This window comes from Frigoribacterium sp. SL97 (genome assembly GCF_026625765.1).
Taxonomy (GTDB): Bacteria; Actinomycetota; Actinomycetes; order Actinomycetales; family Microbacteriaceae; genus Frigoribacterium.
Window position 1 is genome coordinate 527,064 of record NZ_CP113062.1, and the last position, 15,964, is coordinate 543,027.

Sequence of the window (15,964 nt, forward strand, 5' to 3'; positions counted from 1 at the left end):
CCTCCGACCCTCGGCTAGGGCCTTGGAGGCGTCTGGGCGACCAGTTCCTGGTCACATCCGGGCCGCAGCCGGTCATAAACGGACCAGTTATGACCGTCTTATGACCACAGAGTGACCACCGCCAATAAGCAATGAGCTTATGCGTCGCAGCCATAAGGAGCCGGCGGAGGGACCGAACTGAAGGGCAAGAGTGGGCGGAGGCGGGGCGCGATGGAAGCGCGATCAGGGGCCGGCCGAGGAAGCATCAGGAGCTCCCCCAGCTCCTCCTCGTCCAGCTGTCATTCGCGTCTTCTTCGCTGGCTCGTCGTCGCTGGATCGCACCTGTCGTTTCCTCGAAGGATGCGAGAGGACGGCCCCATGGAGCATCGACATCGCGGAACTGACGGGCCGCGACCCCGCCCCGCTGAGGGGATCTCCACCAGGCAGCAGACCCGTCGAGCCGGCGGCCGAGGGAGTGGGCCGAAGCAGGGCAGAGGCGCGATCGGCGGCCAGGGCCGCCACGAGCTCACGCTCCGCACCCCTCGGCTACGTCTTGTCGCGCCCCGACTTGGGCGGGATCGTCTAATGGCCCCGCTATACCTTCACGCCATGAAGGCAGATCCATTTACTCAGCGGTGGGCCAGCGGAGAGGGTGCCGACAGCTAGGTGAAGTGCTGCAACTTCAGGGATTGTCATCGTCGACTCGCCCATTATTAAGTCGTCTTGAGGCGATTGCCTTTTGCCCTTAGCGTAAGGCCGTGACGACAGAGCGCACGTCGAGGGGCCCCCAACAGAATCCGTGCGTCGACTCCGGCGACCCTCAGCAAAGCCCACACGGGCAGCCTGTTGTGAACGACGTGATTGCCGCTCTTGCATCTGGTGCCCGACTGAACATGGCGGGGAAATCCGTCAAGGCATCGTTCCTTCGGGCGCTCCTGTTTGATCCGGCATCGTTTCAGGTCCCGCATCCTGTCGCCCTGAGAATCGACGGAGCCCGAATCGAAGGCAGGGCCAACTTCGGTGGGATGACTATCCCGTTCAGTGTTGCGTTCACGCACTGCACCTTCAGCCACTTGGTGATCTTCGCCAAGGCGACCTGTGTCAACTTGAGCCTGAACGGGAGCCATGTCCCCCGCTTTCGGGCAGCCTTCCTCACCGTCGAAAAGACTTTGTCGCTGGGACATGGATTTTCTTCTTCCGGGCAGGTACGCCTATTCGGCGCGGACATCGGAAAGTTAGACGCTGAAGATGCTCGAGTAGACAACCCGGACGGGTACGCTATAAACGGCGATTATTGCCACGTCCGCAGTTACGCGACTCTCGAAAAGAGCACCTTTCGTGGAACCGTCCGTATGCTGAGCGCAGCTGTGGACGGCCAACTTGACTTCACCGGTGTAGTCATCCGAGGACGTCGCGGCGACGACGCACTCGTTCTCGACTCGGTGCGTGTACCCGGAGGAATAACTGCCAGCGGTGCCACAATTTTCGGTCCGACGTGGCTCGTAGCGGTTCAGAGCAGCCACGAGATCAATTTCTCACACGCGAGATTTGTCGCACCGAATGAACGTGCACTCGATGCTTCCCGCCTTTCGGCAGGTAGCCTCAATCTGACGGAGGCGCACATCTTCGGCGAGCTCAAAGCGGCCGGTGCGCGGATGGAAACATTGGATTGCACAGACTCTGTCTTCAAGGCCCCGGCTGATTACAGCCTCGACCTCGACTCTTCTCGAATTAGCGGGGCGTTTCACGCAAACTTCGCCGTAGTCCAAGGTGCGCTCGACCTAACGAACACGGACATTCACGTGTATCGAGACCGACGCATCTCCTGGCCCGAAAGCATCAAACTCATCGGAGCCCACTACGACCGGCTCGAGGGGGATGGAGAACGTATGGGAGTTACTCGGACTTCAACGCGCGAGCGGCTCGCATGGCTCCTCCGAGACCCCGACTTCCACCCCCAGAAATACCGATCCGTAGCACAGGCGTATGCAAATGTTGGCCAGGCGCGCCTTCAACGCGCCGTCTTGATCGAAGGCGAGCACCAACGGCGCATCGCGCGGACACACGGAATGCAACGCGGCCTCAGCACGGCATGGAGCGGAGTTCTTCGTGGTCTCATCGGCTACGGATACCGTCCGGGGCGCGCAATACTGTGGTTACTGGCGCTTATCCTCGCTGGCACTGGAATTGCCTGGCTGGAGCATCAATCTGGCACCATCACAAATACTGGCGATGCGACTACAACCTTCAATCCCTTCAGGTACGCCGTTGCAGTGCTCTTTCCGGTCGCGAGCCTGACCGACGCGACGGGGTTCACCGTGACTGGTCCGGCAGCATGGACAAGCTTCGCTTTGGCTATCGCGGGGTGGTTCCTCGCGGCGATCGTAGTTGCTGGCTTGGCCGGCATCTTTCGCCGTGACTCGAGGCAGACGTCGATACTTGGCCGAGGTGGTTAGTGCTCGTGGGCCTGCGATCTCAAGTGTCGGCCCTTGGCGTCCAGGGCTCGAATGCCCCAGCAAGTAAGGCTTTTCGAAAGCCAGAACTCATGGGTGCTTAGTAGTCGAGAGCAGTGGCCCCGGGATTGCAAGGGGTCTCACGGCTAGCTGCTCACTTACACGCCGTCACCCCGGCCGCAGCACCTTCGCCATCGGCCGGCCGCGCGCGATCTCGTCCACGAGCTTGTCGAGGCGGCGGATGTTCGCGGTGAGCTCGTCGTCGAGGGCCTCGATGCGGACGCCGCAGATGACTCCGGTCACGAGTGAGGCCCGGGGGTTGAGTTCGGCTGCCGCGAAGAAGTCACGGAAGGTCGTGCCGTCTGCGACGTGTCGGTCGATTAGGGCCTGGTCGTAACCGGTCAGCCACGTCACGACCTCGTCGACCTCGGCCCGCGACCGTCCCTTGCGCTCGACCTTGGCCACGTACAGGGGATAGACCCTGCCGAACGGCATGTCGTCCAAGCGACTCATGCCCGGCATCGTACGCGCGCCCCGGTCGCGCCACGAGCCTTGGACGCTGCTAGCGTCACCCGCGCCGTCGTCGAGGCCTGCCTCGCCGCGTGCCGCTCGTGCGCCGACGAGTGCGCCCAGCACGTCGACATGCACGACCACTGCCGCATCTGCGCCGACGCCTGCCTCCGCTGCATCGATGCCTGCACCGCCCTGCTCGAGACCCTCTGACCTCCGGCGAACGAGCGGGCAACCACGGGGCGCGCCGCCGTTGCACGGGGCGAACACGGCCACCCACACACCTGCAGTGCCCTGCCGAACCTGGTTCCCACAGGGCCTGGTTGCCCCGAACCACCAACCGTAGGGTCGGAGGCATGGACAACCGAGCCGAGGTCCGCGACTTCCTCGCCACCCGCCGCGCACGCCTCTCGCCCGAACAGGCCGGCGTCGTCAGCGCCGGCGGCCAGCGACGCGTCCCCGGGCTCCGCCGCGACGAGGTCGCCCGCCTCGCCGGCGTCAGCGTCGACTACTACACCCGACTCGAACGCGGCAACCTCGGCGGGGTGTCCGACAGCGTCCTCGACGCCATCGCCCGCGCCCTCGGCTTGGACCAGGCCGAAACCGACCACCTCTACGACCTCGCCCGCGCCTCCGTTCCCTCCCGCCGCAGGCCCCCGGTCTCCAGCGAGCAGAAGATCGCGCAGTCACCGGTGCAGCACATGCTCGACGCCATGACCGGCGCCGTCGCCATGGTCACCAACACCCGCATGGACCTCGTCGCCGCCAACGCCCTCGGCTTCGCCCTGTACTCCGACATGTACCGCAGCACCCTGCGCCCCGCCAACCACTCCCGCTACATCTTCCTCGACCCGGGCGCCCACGACTTCTACCCCGACTGGGAGCGCGCAGCCAACGTCAACGTCGCCATCCTCCGACGCGACGCCGGCCGCAACCCGCACGACGCCGGCATAGCCGCCCTCGTCGGCGAGCTGTCCATCCGCAGCGACGAGTTCCGCGCCCGCTGGGCCGCCCACGACGTCCGCCGCCACTACGTCGGCGCGAAAGAGTTCCGGCACCCGGCCGTCGGCCTGCTCGAGCTGGACTTCCAGGTGATGGAACTCCAGGACACCCCCGGGCACTCGCTCACCGTCTACACGGCCGCCCCCGGCTCCGCGTCCGACGAGGGGCTGCGCCTCCTCGCCTCGTGGGCGGCGACCGCGAACGTCGTCGAACGGGCCCGGTCCGCCGACCCCGTCACCTGACCCGCGCCTCCTTCTTCCTCCCGCACCACCGGGCTCACCCCCAGGAGGCGCGGTTCCGCGCCCGAAAGGACCTCACCATGTCGGCAGCGCCCGTCCCCACCCGCGCTCACCGCGCCTCCGTCGCCGGAGGCCCCGTCGAGCGGCTGCCGGTGTTCTCGCTGGTCGTCCTGGCGACGATGGGGTTCATCCTCGTCGCGATGGAGACGATGCCGGCGGGCCTGCTGCCCGTCATCGCGGACGGCCTCGACACGAGCGAGGGTGCCGTGGGACTGCTCATCAGCGCCTACGCCCTCGGCACCGTGGTCGCGACCGTGCCGGCCATCACGCTCACCCGGGGGATGCGTCGCAAGCCGCTCCTCCTGATCGCGATCACCGGCCTGGTCGTCGCGAACACGGTGACGGCGCTCTCGCCCGTCATCGCGCTGGCGCTGGTGTCGCGGTTCGTGGCCGGCGCGTTCTCGGGCGTGATCTGGGGCATGCTCGCGGCCTACGGACGCCGGATCAGCCCGCCCGACCGTGCCGGACTGTCGCTCGCGATCGTCTCGGCGGGTGCGCCCGTCGGGTTCGCGTTCGGGACGCCGCTGGGCTCGTGGCTCGGGACGGCCTTCGACTGGCGGTGGTCGTTCGGCGGGCTGACCCTGCTCGGGGTCGTCGTCTTCGCGCTCGTGGCGAGCATCGTCCCGGACGCGGCACCGGCACCGGCGGGGGCGCGGCTCTCGCTCGGGCGGGTGTTCCGCATCCCGGGGATCGCCGTGATCCTGGCCGTCATCGCCGCGTGGATGCTCGCCCACAACACGATCTACACCTACGTCTCGCCGTACCTGCGGGCCGGTGGGTCGGGGCTCGGCGTCGACGTCACGCTGCTGATCTACGGCATCGCCTCGATCGGCGGGATCGTCGTCACCGGGGCGCTGCTCGACCGGCACCCGCGCGCCCTGCTGCACGGCAGCGTCGTGGTGTTCGTCGTCGCGGGGGTCGTCCTGCTCGTCGGTCACGCGTCGGTGCCGGCGGTGGTCGTCGCCGCGGTGCTCTGGGGCGTCACGTTCGGTGGCGCGTCGGCCCAGCTGCAGGCCGCGCTCACCACCGTCGGCGGCGACAACGCCGACGTCGCGAACGCCTTCCTGCCGGTGGCGTTCAACGTGGCGATCTTCTTCGCGGGGATCGTCGGGGCGGCCCTGCTGACCGTGGCGGACGGGCTCGTGCTGCCGGTGCTGATGATCGGGTTCGGGGTCGTGGCGTTGGCGCTGACGGTGTACGGGCGGCGGAACGCGTTCCCTGCGGCGCTCTGACCGGCTCGGCCCTGGGCATCCTCGATGCTCACCTCCTCAACGGCAAGGGGAAGAAAGTGCAGCAGATGCAACATCTCGAGCGGGGTTGAAAAAAAAGCAGACCCTTTTGTATGTTTGGGGCTTCAACGCACAGTTCAAGGGGGAATTGCATGAAGAAGCAGATGGTAGGCCTCAGTGTTGCGGCAGCAGTTTGCGTTTTGGGGACCACGTTGATGGGAGCGCCGGCGATCGCCGCCCCGGCGGGTGTGAGCCAGGTCGAACTCGAGAAGACGAAGTCGTCTCTCGCAGCTTCCGACATCGCTCCGGCGCAGCAGGCCGAGTTGTTGCAGAAAGTCACAGACGGCGAGCTGTGGGACGCCGCGTCTGGCAAGGCTGCGGTGTCGTCGACCACGAAGCAGCAGGGCGACTACAAGGTGACGAAGGACGTCTACGCAGACGGTTCCTACACCGAGATGGGCATTGAGCAGGGGCGCCAAGCTAGTCCCGCCGAACTGCAGGCCATGATCGCTCAGGCGAAGCCGTTCTTGGACGGAACCGCCAAGAGCAATGTCGTGCTGCCACCCAAGACGGGTGGAGTCTCCACTCAAGCCCAGGGCGTCAGCAACTGTGTCTTCGGTAACAATGGAGGCGTTCGCTACGCGCAGAGCTGCCACGTCTACTACCACGGTGTCACGTGGAGTAACAGTTTCAACGCGAATTACCAGATCACCCCGACGTCGTCCAAGTCGCAGCTCATCGCGAATTCCAACAAGGTCGTCACCGTGCTGGCCGTCTCGAATGAGATCGCGTTCTCACGAAACAACGGCCGCGACATCCGTCACCAGTTCAACCTGTCTGCCGGGGGATGGGGCAACACCCCGTTCTGGCTCGACCTGCGGACGACCACCGGTGGGGCATCCGTCGCCCGCGCCTAAAATAGAACGTAAGTTAGGAAGAAGGAGAACTTCATGTTCGGACTCGCGCCACTCGACCTTTTCTGGTCCGTAGTCCTCTTGGCTGGCTTGGTTCTCCTCGTCAGTGCCATCGTCTCCATCGTTCGCGACAAGGCGATGTCGGCACAGATGATGACCATCTGGCTCATCGTGGTCGTCGTGGCCCCCGTTGTCGGGCCACTGGTGTGGTTCGCCCTTCGGGGATCGCTTCACAAGAATGCGGCGAGGACCAGCTAACCCGCAGATGCGACCGGGGAGACCGCCATCCGTGCCCGGATGGCGGTCTCTCCTGTCTGCGGCACGGCATGCGACGCGACGCCCTGCTCTGTTGAACGGGCGCGCGTCGTGCCGACGTGACCACCGACGGCGGCGAAGGGGCTCCGCAGATCGTGCGGAGCCCCTTCGTCGAACCGGTGTCGTAGCGACGCTCAGCGCGGGCTGATCTTCACCGTCGCCGCGATGGTCTTCGCGGTGAGCATGGGAGGCAGGTACGGGCTGCCGTGGTACTTCGCCTCGTACGCGGCGTCGACCAGGTCGTCGGCGACCCCCGCAGCGGCCTCGAACGTGACGTCGTGTTCGTCGCCCGCGGCGCGGATGCGTCCTGCTCCCTGCTTCATCGCGGCTCGATACCACCGGGACGAGGTCCCGTTGTAGGCGCGGACGAAGAGCGCGTCGTCGACGACCACGGACCAGATCCAGGTGGGGGTGCCGTGGGTCACGCCGTCGTCCCGCAAGGGAGAGACGTGCAGGTCGTCGGTACCGCCGATGGCGGCCAGGGTGGCTGGGTCGAAGGTGGGCATCGTGAGACTCCTTCTGAGCTCGAGGGGAGGGGGAGGGGTGGAGCGGCCGGACCGGTCGTCTCCGGGGAGGAGGAGGCGCCCGCTCGCTGGACAGGCGCCTCCTCGGTCGTCACGGGCGGATGAGCACCTTGAGCGCCTCGCGGGAGTCCATCAGGCGGTAGCCCTCGGCGATCTCCGACAGGGGCAGTTCGCGGTCGAACACGCGGCCCGGGTCGATGGTGCCGTCGAGCACCTGCGGGATGGCGGCCTCGAGGTAGGCGCGCACCGTGGCAGGGCCACCGGTCAGGGTCGCGTTCTTGCCGAACAGCGAGGTGAAGCCGACCGGCGCCTCCTCGTATTGGGGCACGCCGACGCGGCTGATGGTGCCGCCGGGACGGACGATGCCGTAGGCCTGCTCGTAGGCGGGCATGTGACCGACGGCCTCGAGGACGACGTGCGAGCCCTCGCCGCCGGTGATCTCCATGACCTTCGCGACACCCTCGTCACCGCGTTCGGCGACGACGTGGGTGGCGCCGAACTCGCGACCGAGGTCGGTGCGGGCGGTGTGGCGGCCCATCAGGATGATCGTCTCGGCACCGAGCTGCTTCGAGGCGAGGACAGCGGAGAGACCGACGGCGCCGTCGCCGATCACGGTGACCGTCTTGCCCGGGCCGACCTGCCCCTGCACCGCGGCGTGGTAGCCCGTGAGGTAGACGTCGGACAGGGTCAAGAGGCTCGGCATGAGTGCCTCGTCCGTGCCGGCAGGGACCTTGACGGCGGTACCGTCGGCCTCGGGGACGATGAGCTTCTCGGCCTGGGTCGCCGAGGGTGCACCGTCGAAGAAGCCGCCGTGCACGCACGAGGTGGTGATGCCGTCACGGCAGAACGGGCAGGTGCCGTCCGACCAGGCGAAGGGCACGATGACGGTGTCACCGACGGAGAGGGTGCGGACGTCGTCACCGATCTCTTCGACGACGCCGATGGCCTCGTGGCCCATGCGGCGGCCCTCGGGGGTGTCGCCGAGGTCGTGGTACGGGTGCAGGTCCGAGCCGCAGACGCAGGCGTAGGTGACACGGATCAGGGCCTCGGTGGGCTTCTGGACGACGGGGTCGGGGACGTCTTCGACGCGGACGTCGCCGGCGCCGTACATGACTGTTGCCTTCATGGTGTTCCTCTCAGGGGTGTCGAGTCGGGGTCGACGGTAGGCGGGGCGCCACGAGGCAGGGAGGCCCGCTCAGGGCCTCCCTGCCTCGGCACCCGTGGTCGGCGGAGGCATCGGAACCGGTGCCGGGGCCGGCCGGGGTCAGCGGACGCGGGTCCAGGTGCCGTGCAGCTGGACGAACTCGCCACCGATGACGGAGCTCGCCATGCAGGCGCCGTTCGTGTAGTCCTCGATGTGGGTGACGTGGTCGCCCGAGTCGGGCTCGGTCCAGCGGACGACGTGCAGACCGTCGCGGACCTTCGTGGTGGTGTACTCCATCGTCTCGTGACGGCCCTCGATGGCACCGCCCGTGACCAGGAACGAGACCTGGGTCTCGGTGTCGAAGGTGATCTCGACGGTGAAGTGGCCGAGGGGCGTCTCGGGGCCGAGGTCGGCGAGCCAGGTCTGTCCGATGCTGGGGAGGGGTGCGGCGATGTCCATGGGATGTCCTCGTCTTGTGGTGGAGCTGGGTTCGGGAGTGGGGATCGGGTGGGTCAGAACTCGAGGATCAGACGGCCTCGGAGGCCGCCCTGCTCGAGCCGGGAGTGGGCGGTCGAGGCGTCGGCCGCCGGGAGGGTGCCGGCGACACGGGTCGCGATCTCACCTCGGTCGGCCAGCCCCGCGAGGGCGCTGATGACGTCGTGGCGACGGTGGGACCGCATCACGTACGACGAGAAGACCCGGACGTCACGGCCGGGGGTGCTGTCGGTGGGGAGGTAGAACGCCGCCTGTCCTCCGTCGCGGACGGCACCGAAGACGGATTCGCCGACGATCGCCGGGTCGGCGAGGGCGTCGGCGCCACGGCCTCCGGTCAGGGCCAGGACTCCGGCGGCGAAGTCCTCGCCGCGGTCGATGACGTAGGTCGCCCCGAAGCCCCGGACGAGTTCCGCTTCCGCCTCGGATGCCGAGGCGATGACGGTGATGCCTCGGCGGACGGCGAGCTCGACGAGGTAGCCGCCCACGGCTCCGGTGGCACCGGTCACGGCGAGGGTCGCTCCGGGGTCGAGAGCGAGGTGCTCGAGCGTGATCTCGGCGGTCAGGGCGTTGGAGAGGAACGACGCACCCTCGACGAACGTGAGGTCGCCGGGCAGCCGGGTGACCGATTCCGCCGGGAGGACGACGTGTTCGCTGTAGCCACCGTGGCTGCCCTCGGGGACCACGAACCCGATGACCGCGTCACCGAGCTGCAAGCCCTCGTCGGTGGCGAGGTCGTCGCCGAGCTCGTCGACGACGCCGGTGACGTCCGTTCCGGGGACGACCGGTTCGACGACGGCGCCGTCGTTGCCGGCGAAGCCGCCGGAGCGGATGATCGTGTCGACCGGGTTCACGGCCGCGGCGCGGACGCGGATGCGGACCTCTCCGGGCCCTGCGTGGGGTTCGGGGACGTCCACGGGGTGGAGGACGCTCGGTCCTCCGAATGCGGTGAGGCCGATGGCCTTCATGGTGTCCTCCTGTCGCCACCGAAAGGGGATCTTCCGGTGTCGTGAGATCACGTTGCCACTCGCATCCGGCGCTCCACAGGGGAAGGAAAATGACCCCCCAGCTCGTCGCTCGCGGCAGGACCGACGCTCCCGCCGTCACTCCGGAGGTCTGGCAGGATCGGCGCATGGCAGCGGAACCGAAATGGCGAGAGCTCGGCGACTTCCTCCGTGCCCGGCGAGCGGAATTGCAGCCCCACGACCTCGGTCTGACGGACGACGAGCACCCCCGACGCGTCCCCGGACTGCGCCGCGAGGAGGTCGCCCGGGCCGCCTCCATCAGCACGGATTACTACACGCGTCTCGAGCAGGGACGACTCCCGGCGTCGGCGCCCGTGCTCGACGATCTCGCTCGGGTCCTCCGACTCGGCCCGGATGAGCGGGCTTACCTGGCCGGACTGGCCGGGAAGGTCCTGCCCGACGACGCGCCTCGTGTGTCGGTGGGAGTCGCCCCCTTCGTCCTGAGGATGATCGACGACCTCGGCGCCACCCCGGTCTTCGTCATGGGCCCCCGGACCGAGATCGTCGCGTGGAACCCCATGGCGGCGTCCCTCATCACCGACTTCTCGGCCGTCCCCGAGGGCGAGCGGTACTTCATCCGCCTGTTGTTCACCGATCCCGCCCTCCGCACCCTGTACTCGGACTGGCTCGGGGTGGTCGACCTCGCCCTCGCGCAGTTGCGGATGGACAGTGCCCGGGACCCGGAGGACCCGCGGCTCCAGGCCCTGATCGCCGAGCTCGTCGCCCTCGGCACCGAGTTCGCGGGGCTCTGGACGGCGCACGAGGTGGCGACGCGCGGCACGGGCACCAAGGTGTTGCGGCATCCCGTCGTGGGGGAGCTGACGCTCGACTGGGGAGCCCTCGATGCCGGAGGCGGCCACACGGCCATCGTCTGGACGGCGGAACCCGGGTCGCCCTCGCAGGAGGGGCTGCGGCGTCTCGCCGACCTCGGAGCCGCCGGACGGGGGTCGTGATCAGCGGTGAGCTTCGCGCGAGCCGGTCAACCCGCACCGCGCCTCCTCGGTGTCCAGACCCCAAGAAGTCGCCGAGACCCCTGCTCGCGAGTGCGGGTCTCGGCGACTTCCTGGGGTCTCGGCGTCACAGCCGACGCCTCACCCCTCCCTCAGCACCTTCGCCATCGGGCGGCCGCGCGCGACCTCGTCCACGAGCTTGTCGAGACGGCGGATGTTCGCCGTCAGCTCGTCGTCGAGGGCCTCGATGCGGACGCCGCAGATGACACCCGTCACGAGCGAGGCCCGGGGGTTGAGGTCGGCGGCCGCGAAGAAGTCGCGGAACGTGGTGCCGTCGGCGACGTGCTGGTCGATCGCTCCCTGGTCGTAACCGGTCAGCCAGGTCACGACCCGGTCGACCTGGGCCTTCGTGTGGCCCTTACGCTCGACCTTGGCCACGTACAGGGGATAGACCCTGGCGAACGGCATGTCGTCCAAGCGGCTCATTCCGGAATCGTACGCGGACCGGTCGACCGACACTGCGCCTCCTCGGCCGACCTAGGGTGAAGGCGTGCCCTACGAACCGGACGGGACCGCAGCCGCGGCCGACGACACCTCGCCCTTCGCGCATCGGCTCGCCGATCGCTTCCTCGACGACTACGTGCCCGGCCTCACGCTGGAGCACGGCTCGTACCGCGTCACGGCGGACGAGATCGTCGACTTCGGCCGCCGGTTCGATCCGCACGACATGCACGTCGACACCGAACGGGCCGCGGCGACGCCGCTGGGCGGACTCGTGGCCAGTGGCTGGCACACCACCGCCATGATGATGCGCCTGATGGTGGCGTCCTACCTCAACCAGGGCGCCAGCGTCGCGTCGCCCGGCGTCGACGAGTTGCGCTGGTCGGCTCCCGTCCGCCCCGGGGACGTGCTCCGCGCCCGGTTCACCGTCGTCGACGCCCGCCTCTCGGCGTCCCGTCCCGACCGGGGAGTGGTCCGCACCCGCATCGAACTCCTCGACCAGCACGACCGGACCGTGATGACGCAGGTCATGGCGAACCTGATCCTGGCCCGCCCCGCCGCCGGCTGACCCGGCCTGCGACCAGCTGACCCCGCCCTGCGACCGGCCGACCCCGGCCTGCCCGCGACAGAGCCCGGATCACCCGGCCCGGGTCTCCGGACGCTCGACGCCGGCGTCCTCGAGGGCGCCGAGGTAGCTCGTGAGCGCGTCGCGGTTGTGGGTGAGGAACTCGATCTTCTCGGTCATCCGGTCGCGCTCGGTCTCGAGCAGCTCGACGAGCCCCGGTTCGGCGTTCTCGACGACGATCGTCTGTGGCTGGCCGAGGCAGGGCAGGATGTCCGTCACGATGCGCGTGGGGATGCCCGCGTCGATCAGGCCGCGGATCTTGCCCACCCGGTCGACGAGGCGCTCGTCGTAGTCGCGGTAGCCGTTCGCCAGTCGGGTCGGGGTGATGAGGCCCTGCTCTTCGTAGTAGCGGAGCATCCGCGACGGGACGCCCGTCCTCGTCGACAGTTCACCGATGCGCACGCGTCCTCCTCCGACTTGACCTTCACACTAATGGCAACGTTCATGCTGGAGGCATGTCTGACGTACGAGAAGAAGAACGAGCACACCTGACGATCGGGATCATCGGGGCCGGCTCCATCGGTTCCACCATCGCCCGCCGCCTCGCCCGCCACGGGCACGACGTCGCCATCGCCAACTCGCGCGGCCCCGAGACGATCGACGAGGCGGCCCTCCGCACCGGCGCCCGCGCCGTGGACGCCGCCGAGGTCGCCCGGGGCGTCGACGTCCTCATCGTCTCGGTGCCGATGAACCGCAACGCCGACATCGCCGAGTACGTCCGCTCGGCCCCCGAGGGCGCGGTCGTCGTCGACACGTCGAACTACTACCCGATGCGTGACGGCTCGATGCACGACTTCGAGCAGGGCGTCCCCGAGAGCGTCTGGCTGTCCGAGCTGTTCGGACGCCCGATCGCCAAGGCGTGGAACGCGATCATCTCGCAGTCGTTCGACGCGAAGGCCACCGAGCCCGGCGACCCCGCCCGCGTCGCCATCCCCGTGGCCGCCGACCGCGACGCCGACCGCGCCGTGGCCATGCAGCTCGTCGAGCAGACCGGGTTCGACGCCGTCGACGCCGGCGTCCTAGCTGAGTCGTGGCGCCAGCAGCCCGGCTCGCCCGTCTACTGCACCGACCGCACGCGCGCCGAGATGCCCGGGTGGCTCGCCGCCGCCGAGAAGGAGCGCGTCCCGCAGCGCCGCGACCTCGCGATGGAGGCCATCGGCGGCTACGTCGAGGCCGGCGGCACCGTCGACGGACCGTTCCTCGTGGCGATCAACCGCGCCTGCTACAGCTGACGCGACCGAGCGCAGGAGGCGCGGTGCCGGTCGGGCCGGCACCGCGCCTCCTCGACGTCACCGGTCAGCGCGCGGCGAGCTGCGGGTAGAGCGCCTCGAGCGGCGCCGACAGGCCCGCCTTCACCTGGCGTGAGGTCTCGTCGGCGAGGACCTCGTGCTCGCCGGCCTCGAGGGCGTAGAGCACGTCGGCGACCAGGGTCGCCGGGTCGGTCTTCGCGTCCGTGACGCCCGCGGCCATCGCGGTGTCGACGTAGCCCACGTGCACGCCGACGACCTGCACGCCCGCGGGCTGCAGCTCGAGGCGCAGCGAGTTCGTGGCCGACCACAGCGCCGCCTTCGTCGCCGAGTAGATGCCCGCGACGGCGAACCACGACAGCGCCGAGTGGATGTCGACGATGGCCGTGCCGCCGCCGTGCGCCGAGAGGAGCGGCGCGTAGGCGCGGGCGAGGAACAGCGGCCCGAGGAAGTTGGTCTCGACGTTGGCGCGGATCTCGTCGTCGGTGTGGCTGAGGATGCCGGGCGTGGGGGTGTTCGCGCCGGCGTTGTTGACCAGCACGGTGACGTCGGGCGCGGCCTCGACGACGGCGGCGATCGAGCCCTGGTCGGTCACGTCGAGGGTGAGGGGCACGACGCGCTCGTCGTCCCAGGTGCGCGGGGTGCGGGCCGTGGCGTAGACCTTCGCGGCGCCGCGGGCGAGGGCGGCCTCGACGAAACGGGTGCCGATGCCCCCGTTCGCTCCGGTGACGAGGACGACGGAGCCGGTGATGTCGGTCATGGGTGTTCCTTCCGGGGTGGTGCGAGGATGAGGCGGCTCGAGACCGAGTCGCCATAGGTGACTCATGTCATAATTGAGTTCAGTCAGTTTCTATTCCGGGAGATCCGAATGACGTCGTCAGCCCCGCCGCTCGGCCGGCGCGAGCGCAACAAGCAGGAGAAGCTCGAGCGCATCACGCGGGCCGCGTCCGACCTGTTCAGCCGACACGGGGTCGACGAGGTGACGACGCAGCAGATCGCCGAGGCGGCCGACGTCGGCGCCGGCACGCTGTTCCTCTACGCCCGCACGAAGGGCGAGCTGCTGCTGCTCGCGCAGAACGCGGCCTACGCGCGCTCCCTCGACGAGGGGATCCGCGCCTCCTCGTCCGCCACGACCGCGCTGGACGCGGTCGTCGCCGTGCTCGCGCCGATCGTGCACTGCAACCGGGCGCAGGTCGAGAACGGCCGCACCTACCTGCGCGAGATGGCGTTCGGCGACGCCGCCGAGCCGCACCACGCCGAGGCGCTCGCGATCGTGGCCAGGACCGAGGAGGCGGTGGCCGGGATCGTCGCGCGCCTCACCTCGGCGACGCCCTCCGACGCGGCCGCGTTCGCCCACGTCGTGTCGGCGGTGATGATGCTCGCGATGTCGTCGGCGGTCGACGAGTCCGTGCCGGACGACGAGATCGTGGCGGGGGTGCGACGCCAGCTCGAGGTGATCCTGCCGCGCTGACGCGTCCCGTCGGCCGTGGTGCCCCGCCACGTCGGCCGTGTGCCGACCGTCACGGGAGGGTGACGACCGCCTTGCCGCGGATGCGGACCTTCCCGAGGTCGTCGAGCGCGGTCGCCGTCTCGGCGAACGGGTGGGTCGCGCCGACGGCCGGGCGGATCGCGCCCGCGTCGACGAGGGCGGCGATCTCGGCCAACTGGCCGCCGTCGGCGCGCATGAAGAGGAACTCGTACGAGACACCGAGCTTCTTCGCCTGGGCACGCACCTTGCGGCTGAGGGCCGCGATGGCGAGGCGGACGACCGGGTTCAGTCCGGCGTCCTTCGCGAAGGCGGGGGTGGGCGGCCCCTGGATGCCGATCGCAAGACCACCGGGGCGGAGCACCCGGAGCGACTTCGCCAGGTTCTCGCCGCCGAGGCTGTCGAGGACAAGGTCGTAGCCGGACAGCTCCTGCTCGAAGTCCTGGGTGCGGTGGTCGATGACGACGTCGGCACCGAGCTCGCGCACGAAGTCGGCGTTCGACGAGGAGGCGGTGGTCGCGACGTGCGCGCCGAGGTGCTTCGCGAGCTGGATCGCGATCGTGCCGACCCCGCCCGCGCCCGCGTGGATCAGCACCTTCTGGCCGGGCTTCACGTCGCCTCGCTCGACGAGGGCCTGCCAGGCGGTCAGGGCGACGAGGGGGAGCGACGCGGCCTCGACGGTGCGGATCGAGGTCGGGGCGAGGGCGACGTCGGCCTCGTCGAGGGCGATGCGCTCGGCGAAGGCGCCGATCCGGTGGTCGCGGGGGCGGGCGAAGACCTCGTCGCCGGGCTCCAGGCTGCGGACCGAGCCGCCGGCCTCGATGACCGTGCCGGCGACGTCGTGGCCGAGGACGAGGGGCGTCCGGTACGGGAGGATCAGCGTGAACTCGCCCTCGCGGATCTTCGCGTCGAGGTGGTTCAGACCGGCGGCGGCGACCCCGATCAGGACGTCGTGGTCACCGACGGTCGGCTCGGGCACGTCGACTTCGTGCAGGGGTTTCGCGTAGGCGTCGAAGGCGAAGGCTCGCATGGGGTGCTCCTGGGGGGCTGGGGCTGAGGCTGCGGGTGATGGGCTCGCCGGCGCGGCCCGTGACGTCCTCAGTCCGAGGGGTCTCGGCGTCGAGCATCCGAGTGTGCTCAATCCTGAGTGCGCTCAACAAATTTGTCAAGAACGGACCTCGACGGTGACCGACCCGTCGCCGAGCGTCGTCGCGCCTCCTCGGCTCCGCCGTCCCCAGCCCACGGGGCCGTCCCCAGGCCGAGGCGTCG

At 69.0% G+C, this 15,964-nt stretch carries 18 protein-coding genes and 1 pseudogene; 10 read left to right on the top strand and 9 right to left on the bottom strand.

Annotated features, from left to right (window positions below; genetic code table 11):
- Positions 1-737: 737 nt before the first annotated feature.
- Complete coding sequence (locus OVA02_RS02570; protein ID WP_267659177.1) at positions 738-2,435, top strand: hypothetical protein; 1,698 nt, start codon at positions 738-740, stop codon at positions 2,433-2,435.
- 165 nt (positions 2,436-2,600) lie between these two features.
- On the opposite strand, the gene OVA02_RS02575 is transcribed toward OVA02_RS02570, so the two are convergent.
- Positions 2,601-2,945, bottom strand: coding sequence for a DUF2200 domain-containing protein (locus OVA02_RS02575; protein ID WP_267659178.1), 345 nt, complete (start codon positions 2,943-2,945; stop codon positions 2,601-2,603).
- 39 nt (positions 2,946-2,984) lie between these two features.
- Here OVA02_RS02575 and OVA02_RS02580 point away from each other — a divergent pair, with 39 nt between their 5' ends.
- The 5 genes from OVA02_RS02580 (at position 2,985) to OVA02_RS02600 (ending at position 6,644) form a co-directional block, all read left to right on the top strand.
- The gene (locus OVA02_RS02580; RefSeq protein ID WP_324289765.1) at positions 2,985-3,155 is read left to right on the top strand and encodes a hypothetical protein; all 171 of its coding nucleotides are present in this window, start codon (positions 2,985-2,987) and stop codon (positions 3,153-3,155) included.
- A gap of 143 nt (positions 3,156-3,298) precedes the next feature.
- Positions 3,299-4,186: a helix-turn-helix transcriptional regulator gene (locus tag OVA02_RS02585; RefSeq protein ID WP_267659179.1), complete on the top strand. Its 888-nt coding sequence runs from the start codon at positions 3,299-3,301 to the stop codon at positions 4,184-4,186.
- A gap of 77 nt (positions 4,187-4,263) precedes the next feature.
- Positions 4,264-5,475, top strand: a complete 1,212-nt coding sequence (locus tag OVA02_RS02590; protein WP_267659180.1) for an MFS transporter — start codon at positions 4,264-4,266, stop codon at positions 5,473-5,475.
- Between the two features lie 149 nt (positions 5,476-5,624).
- Complete coding sequence (locus OVA02_RS02595; RefSeq protein WP_157489809.1) at positions 5,625-6,389, top strand: hypothetical protein; 765 nt, start codon at positions 5,625-5,627, stop codon at positions 6,387-6,389.
- Between the two features lie 33 nt (positions 6,390-6,422).
- Entirely contained in the window at positions 6,423-6,644 is a 222-nt protein-coding gene (locus tag OVA02_RS02600; RefSeq protein ID WP_043594607.1) for a PLDc N-terminal domain-containing protein, read from the top strand.
- 191 nt (positions 6,645-6,835) lie between these two features.
- Here OVA02_RS02600 and OVA02_RS02605 read toward each other — a convergent pair whose 3' ends face one another.
- The 4 genes from OVA02_RS02605 to OVA02_RS02620 form a co-directional block, all read right to left on the bottom strand.
- Positions 6,836-7,207, bottom strand: coding sequence for a DUF2255 family protein (locus tag OVA02_RS02605; protein WP_043594612.1), 372 nt, complete (start codon positions 7,205-7,207; stop codon positions 6,836-6,838).
- Positions 7,208-7,316: 109 nt separating this feature from the next.
- Positions 7,317-8,351: a zinc-binding dehydrogenase gene (locus tag OVA02_RS02610; protein ID WP_123571421.1), complete on the bottom strand. Its 1,035-nt coding sequence runs from the start codon at positions 8,349-8,351 to the stop codon at positions 7,317-7,319.
- A gap of 138 nt (positions 8,352-8,489) precedes the next feature.
- Complete coding sequence (locus tag OVA02_RS02615; protein ID WP_123571420.1) at positions 8,490-8,828, bottom strand: MoaF-related domain-containing protein; 339 nt, start codon at positions 8,826-8,828, stop codon at positions 8,490-8,492.
- 53 nt (positions 8,829-8,881) lie between these two features.
- A complete protein-coding gene (locus tag OVA02_RS02620) occupies positions 8,882-9,829 on the bottom strand; it encodes a quinone oxidoreductase family protein (protein WP_267659181.1) in 948 nt (315 codons plus the stop codon).
- 164 nt (positions 9,830-9,993) lie between these two features.
- Between OVA02_RS02620 and OVA02_RS02625 the strand changes: the two genes are divergently transcribed.
- On the top strand, positions 9,994-10,839 hold the full coding sequence (locus OVA02_RS02625) for a helix-turn-helix transcriptional regulator (protein WP_267659182.1): 846 nt from the start codon (positions 9,994-9,996) through the stop codon (positions 10,837-10,839).
- A 138-nt stretch (positions 10,840-10,977) separates the two neighbouring features.
- On the opposite strand, the gene OVA02_RS02630 is transcribed toward OVA02_RS02625, so the two are convergent.
- On the bottom strand, positions 10,978-11,322 hold the full coding sequence (locus OVA02_RS02630) for a DUF2200 domain-containing protein (RefSeq protein WP_267659183.1): 345 nt from the start codon (positions 11,320-11,322) through the stop codon (positions 10,978-10,980).
- A 64-nt stretch (positions 11,323-11,386) separates the two neighbouring features.
- Here OVA02_RS02630 and OVA02_RS02635 point away from each other — a divergent pair, with 64 nt between their 5' ends.
- Positions 11,387-11,905: a MaoC family dehydratase gene (locus OVA02_RS02635; RefSeq protein ID WP_267659184.1), complete on the top strand. Its 519-nt coding sequence runs from the start codon at positions 11,387-11,389 to the stop codon at positions 11,903-11,905.
- A 69-nt stretch (positions 11,906-11,974) separates the two neighbouring features.
- Here OVA02_RS02635 and OVA02_RS02640 read toward each other — a convergent pair whose 3' ends face one another.
- The gene (locus OVA02_RS02640; protein WP_123571417.1) at positions 11,975-12,364 is read right to left on the bottom strand and encodes a MerR family transcriptional regulator; all 390 of its coding nucleotides are present in this window, start codon (positions 12,362-12,364) and stop codon (positions 11,975-11,977) included.
- A gap of 47 nt (positions 12,365-12,411) precedes the next feature.
- Here OVA02_RS02640 and OVA02_RS02645 point away from each other — a divergent pair.
- Positions 12,412-13,194 (top strand): annotated as a pseudogene (locus OVA02_RS02645) (NADPH-dependent F420 reductase); the annotation flags it as partial.
- Positions 13,195-13,258: 64 nt separating this feature from the next.
- Here OVA02_RS02645 and OVA02_RS02650 read toward each other — a convergent pair.
- Positions 13,259-13,969 carry an SDR family oxidoreductase gene (locus OVA02_RS02650; protein ID WP_267659185.1) on the bottom strand — a complete coding sequence of 237 codons (711 nt, stop codon included), beginning with the start codon at positions 13,967-13,969 and terminating at the stop codon, positions 13,259-13,261.
- Between the two features lie 108 nt (positions 13,970-14,077).
- Between OVA02_RS02650 and OVA02_RS02655 the strand changes: the two genes are divergently transcribed.
- Entirely contained in the window at positions 14,078-14,680 is a 603-nt protein-coding gene (locus OVA02_RS02655; protein ID WP_267659186.1) for a TetR/AcrR family transcriptional regulator, read from the top strand.
- A 49-nt stretch (positions 14,681-14,729) separates the two neighbouring features.
- On the opposite strand, the gene OVA02_RS02660 is transcribed toward OVA02_RS02655, so the two are convergent.
- Positions 14,730-15,725 carry an NADP-dependent oxidoreductase gene (locus tag OVA02_RS02660; protein ID WP_267659187.1) on the bottom strand — a complete coding sequence of 332 codons (996 nt, stop codon included), beginning with the start codon at positions 15,723-15,725 and terminating at the stop codon, positions 14,730-14,732.
- Positions 15,726-15,964: the final 239 nt, after the last annotated feature.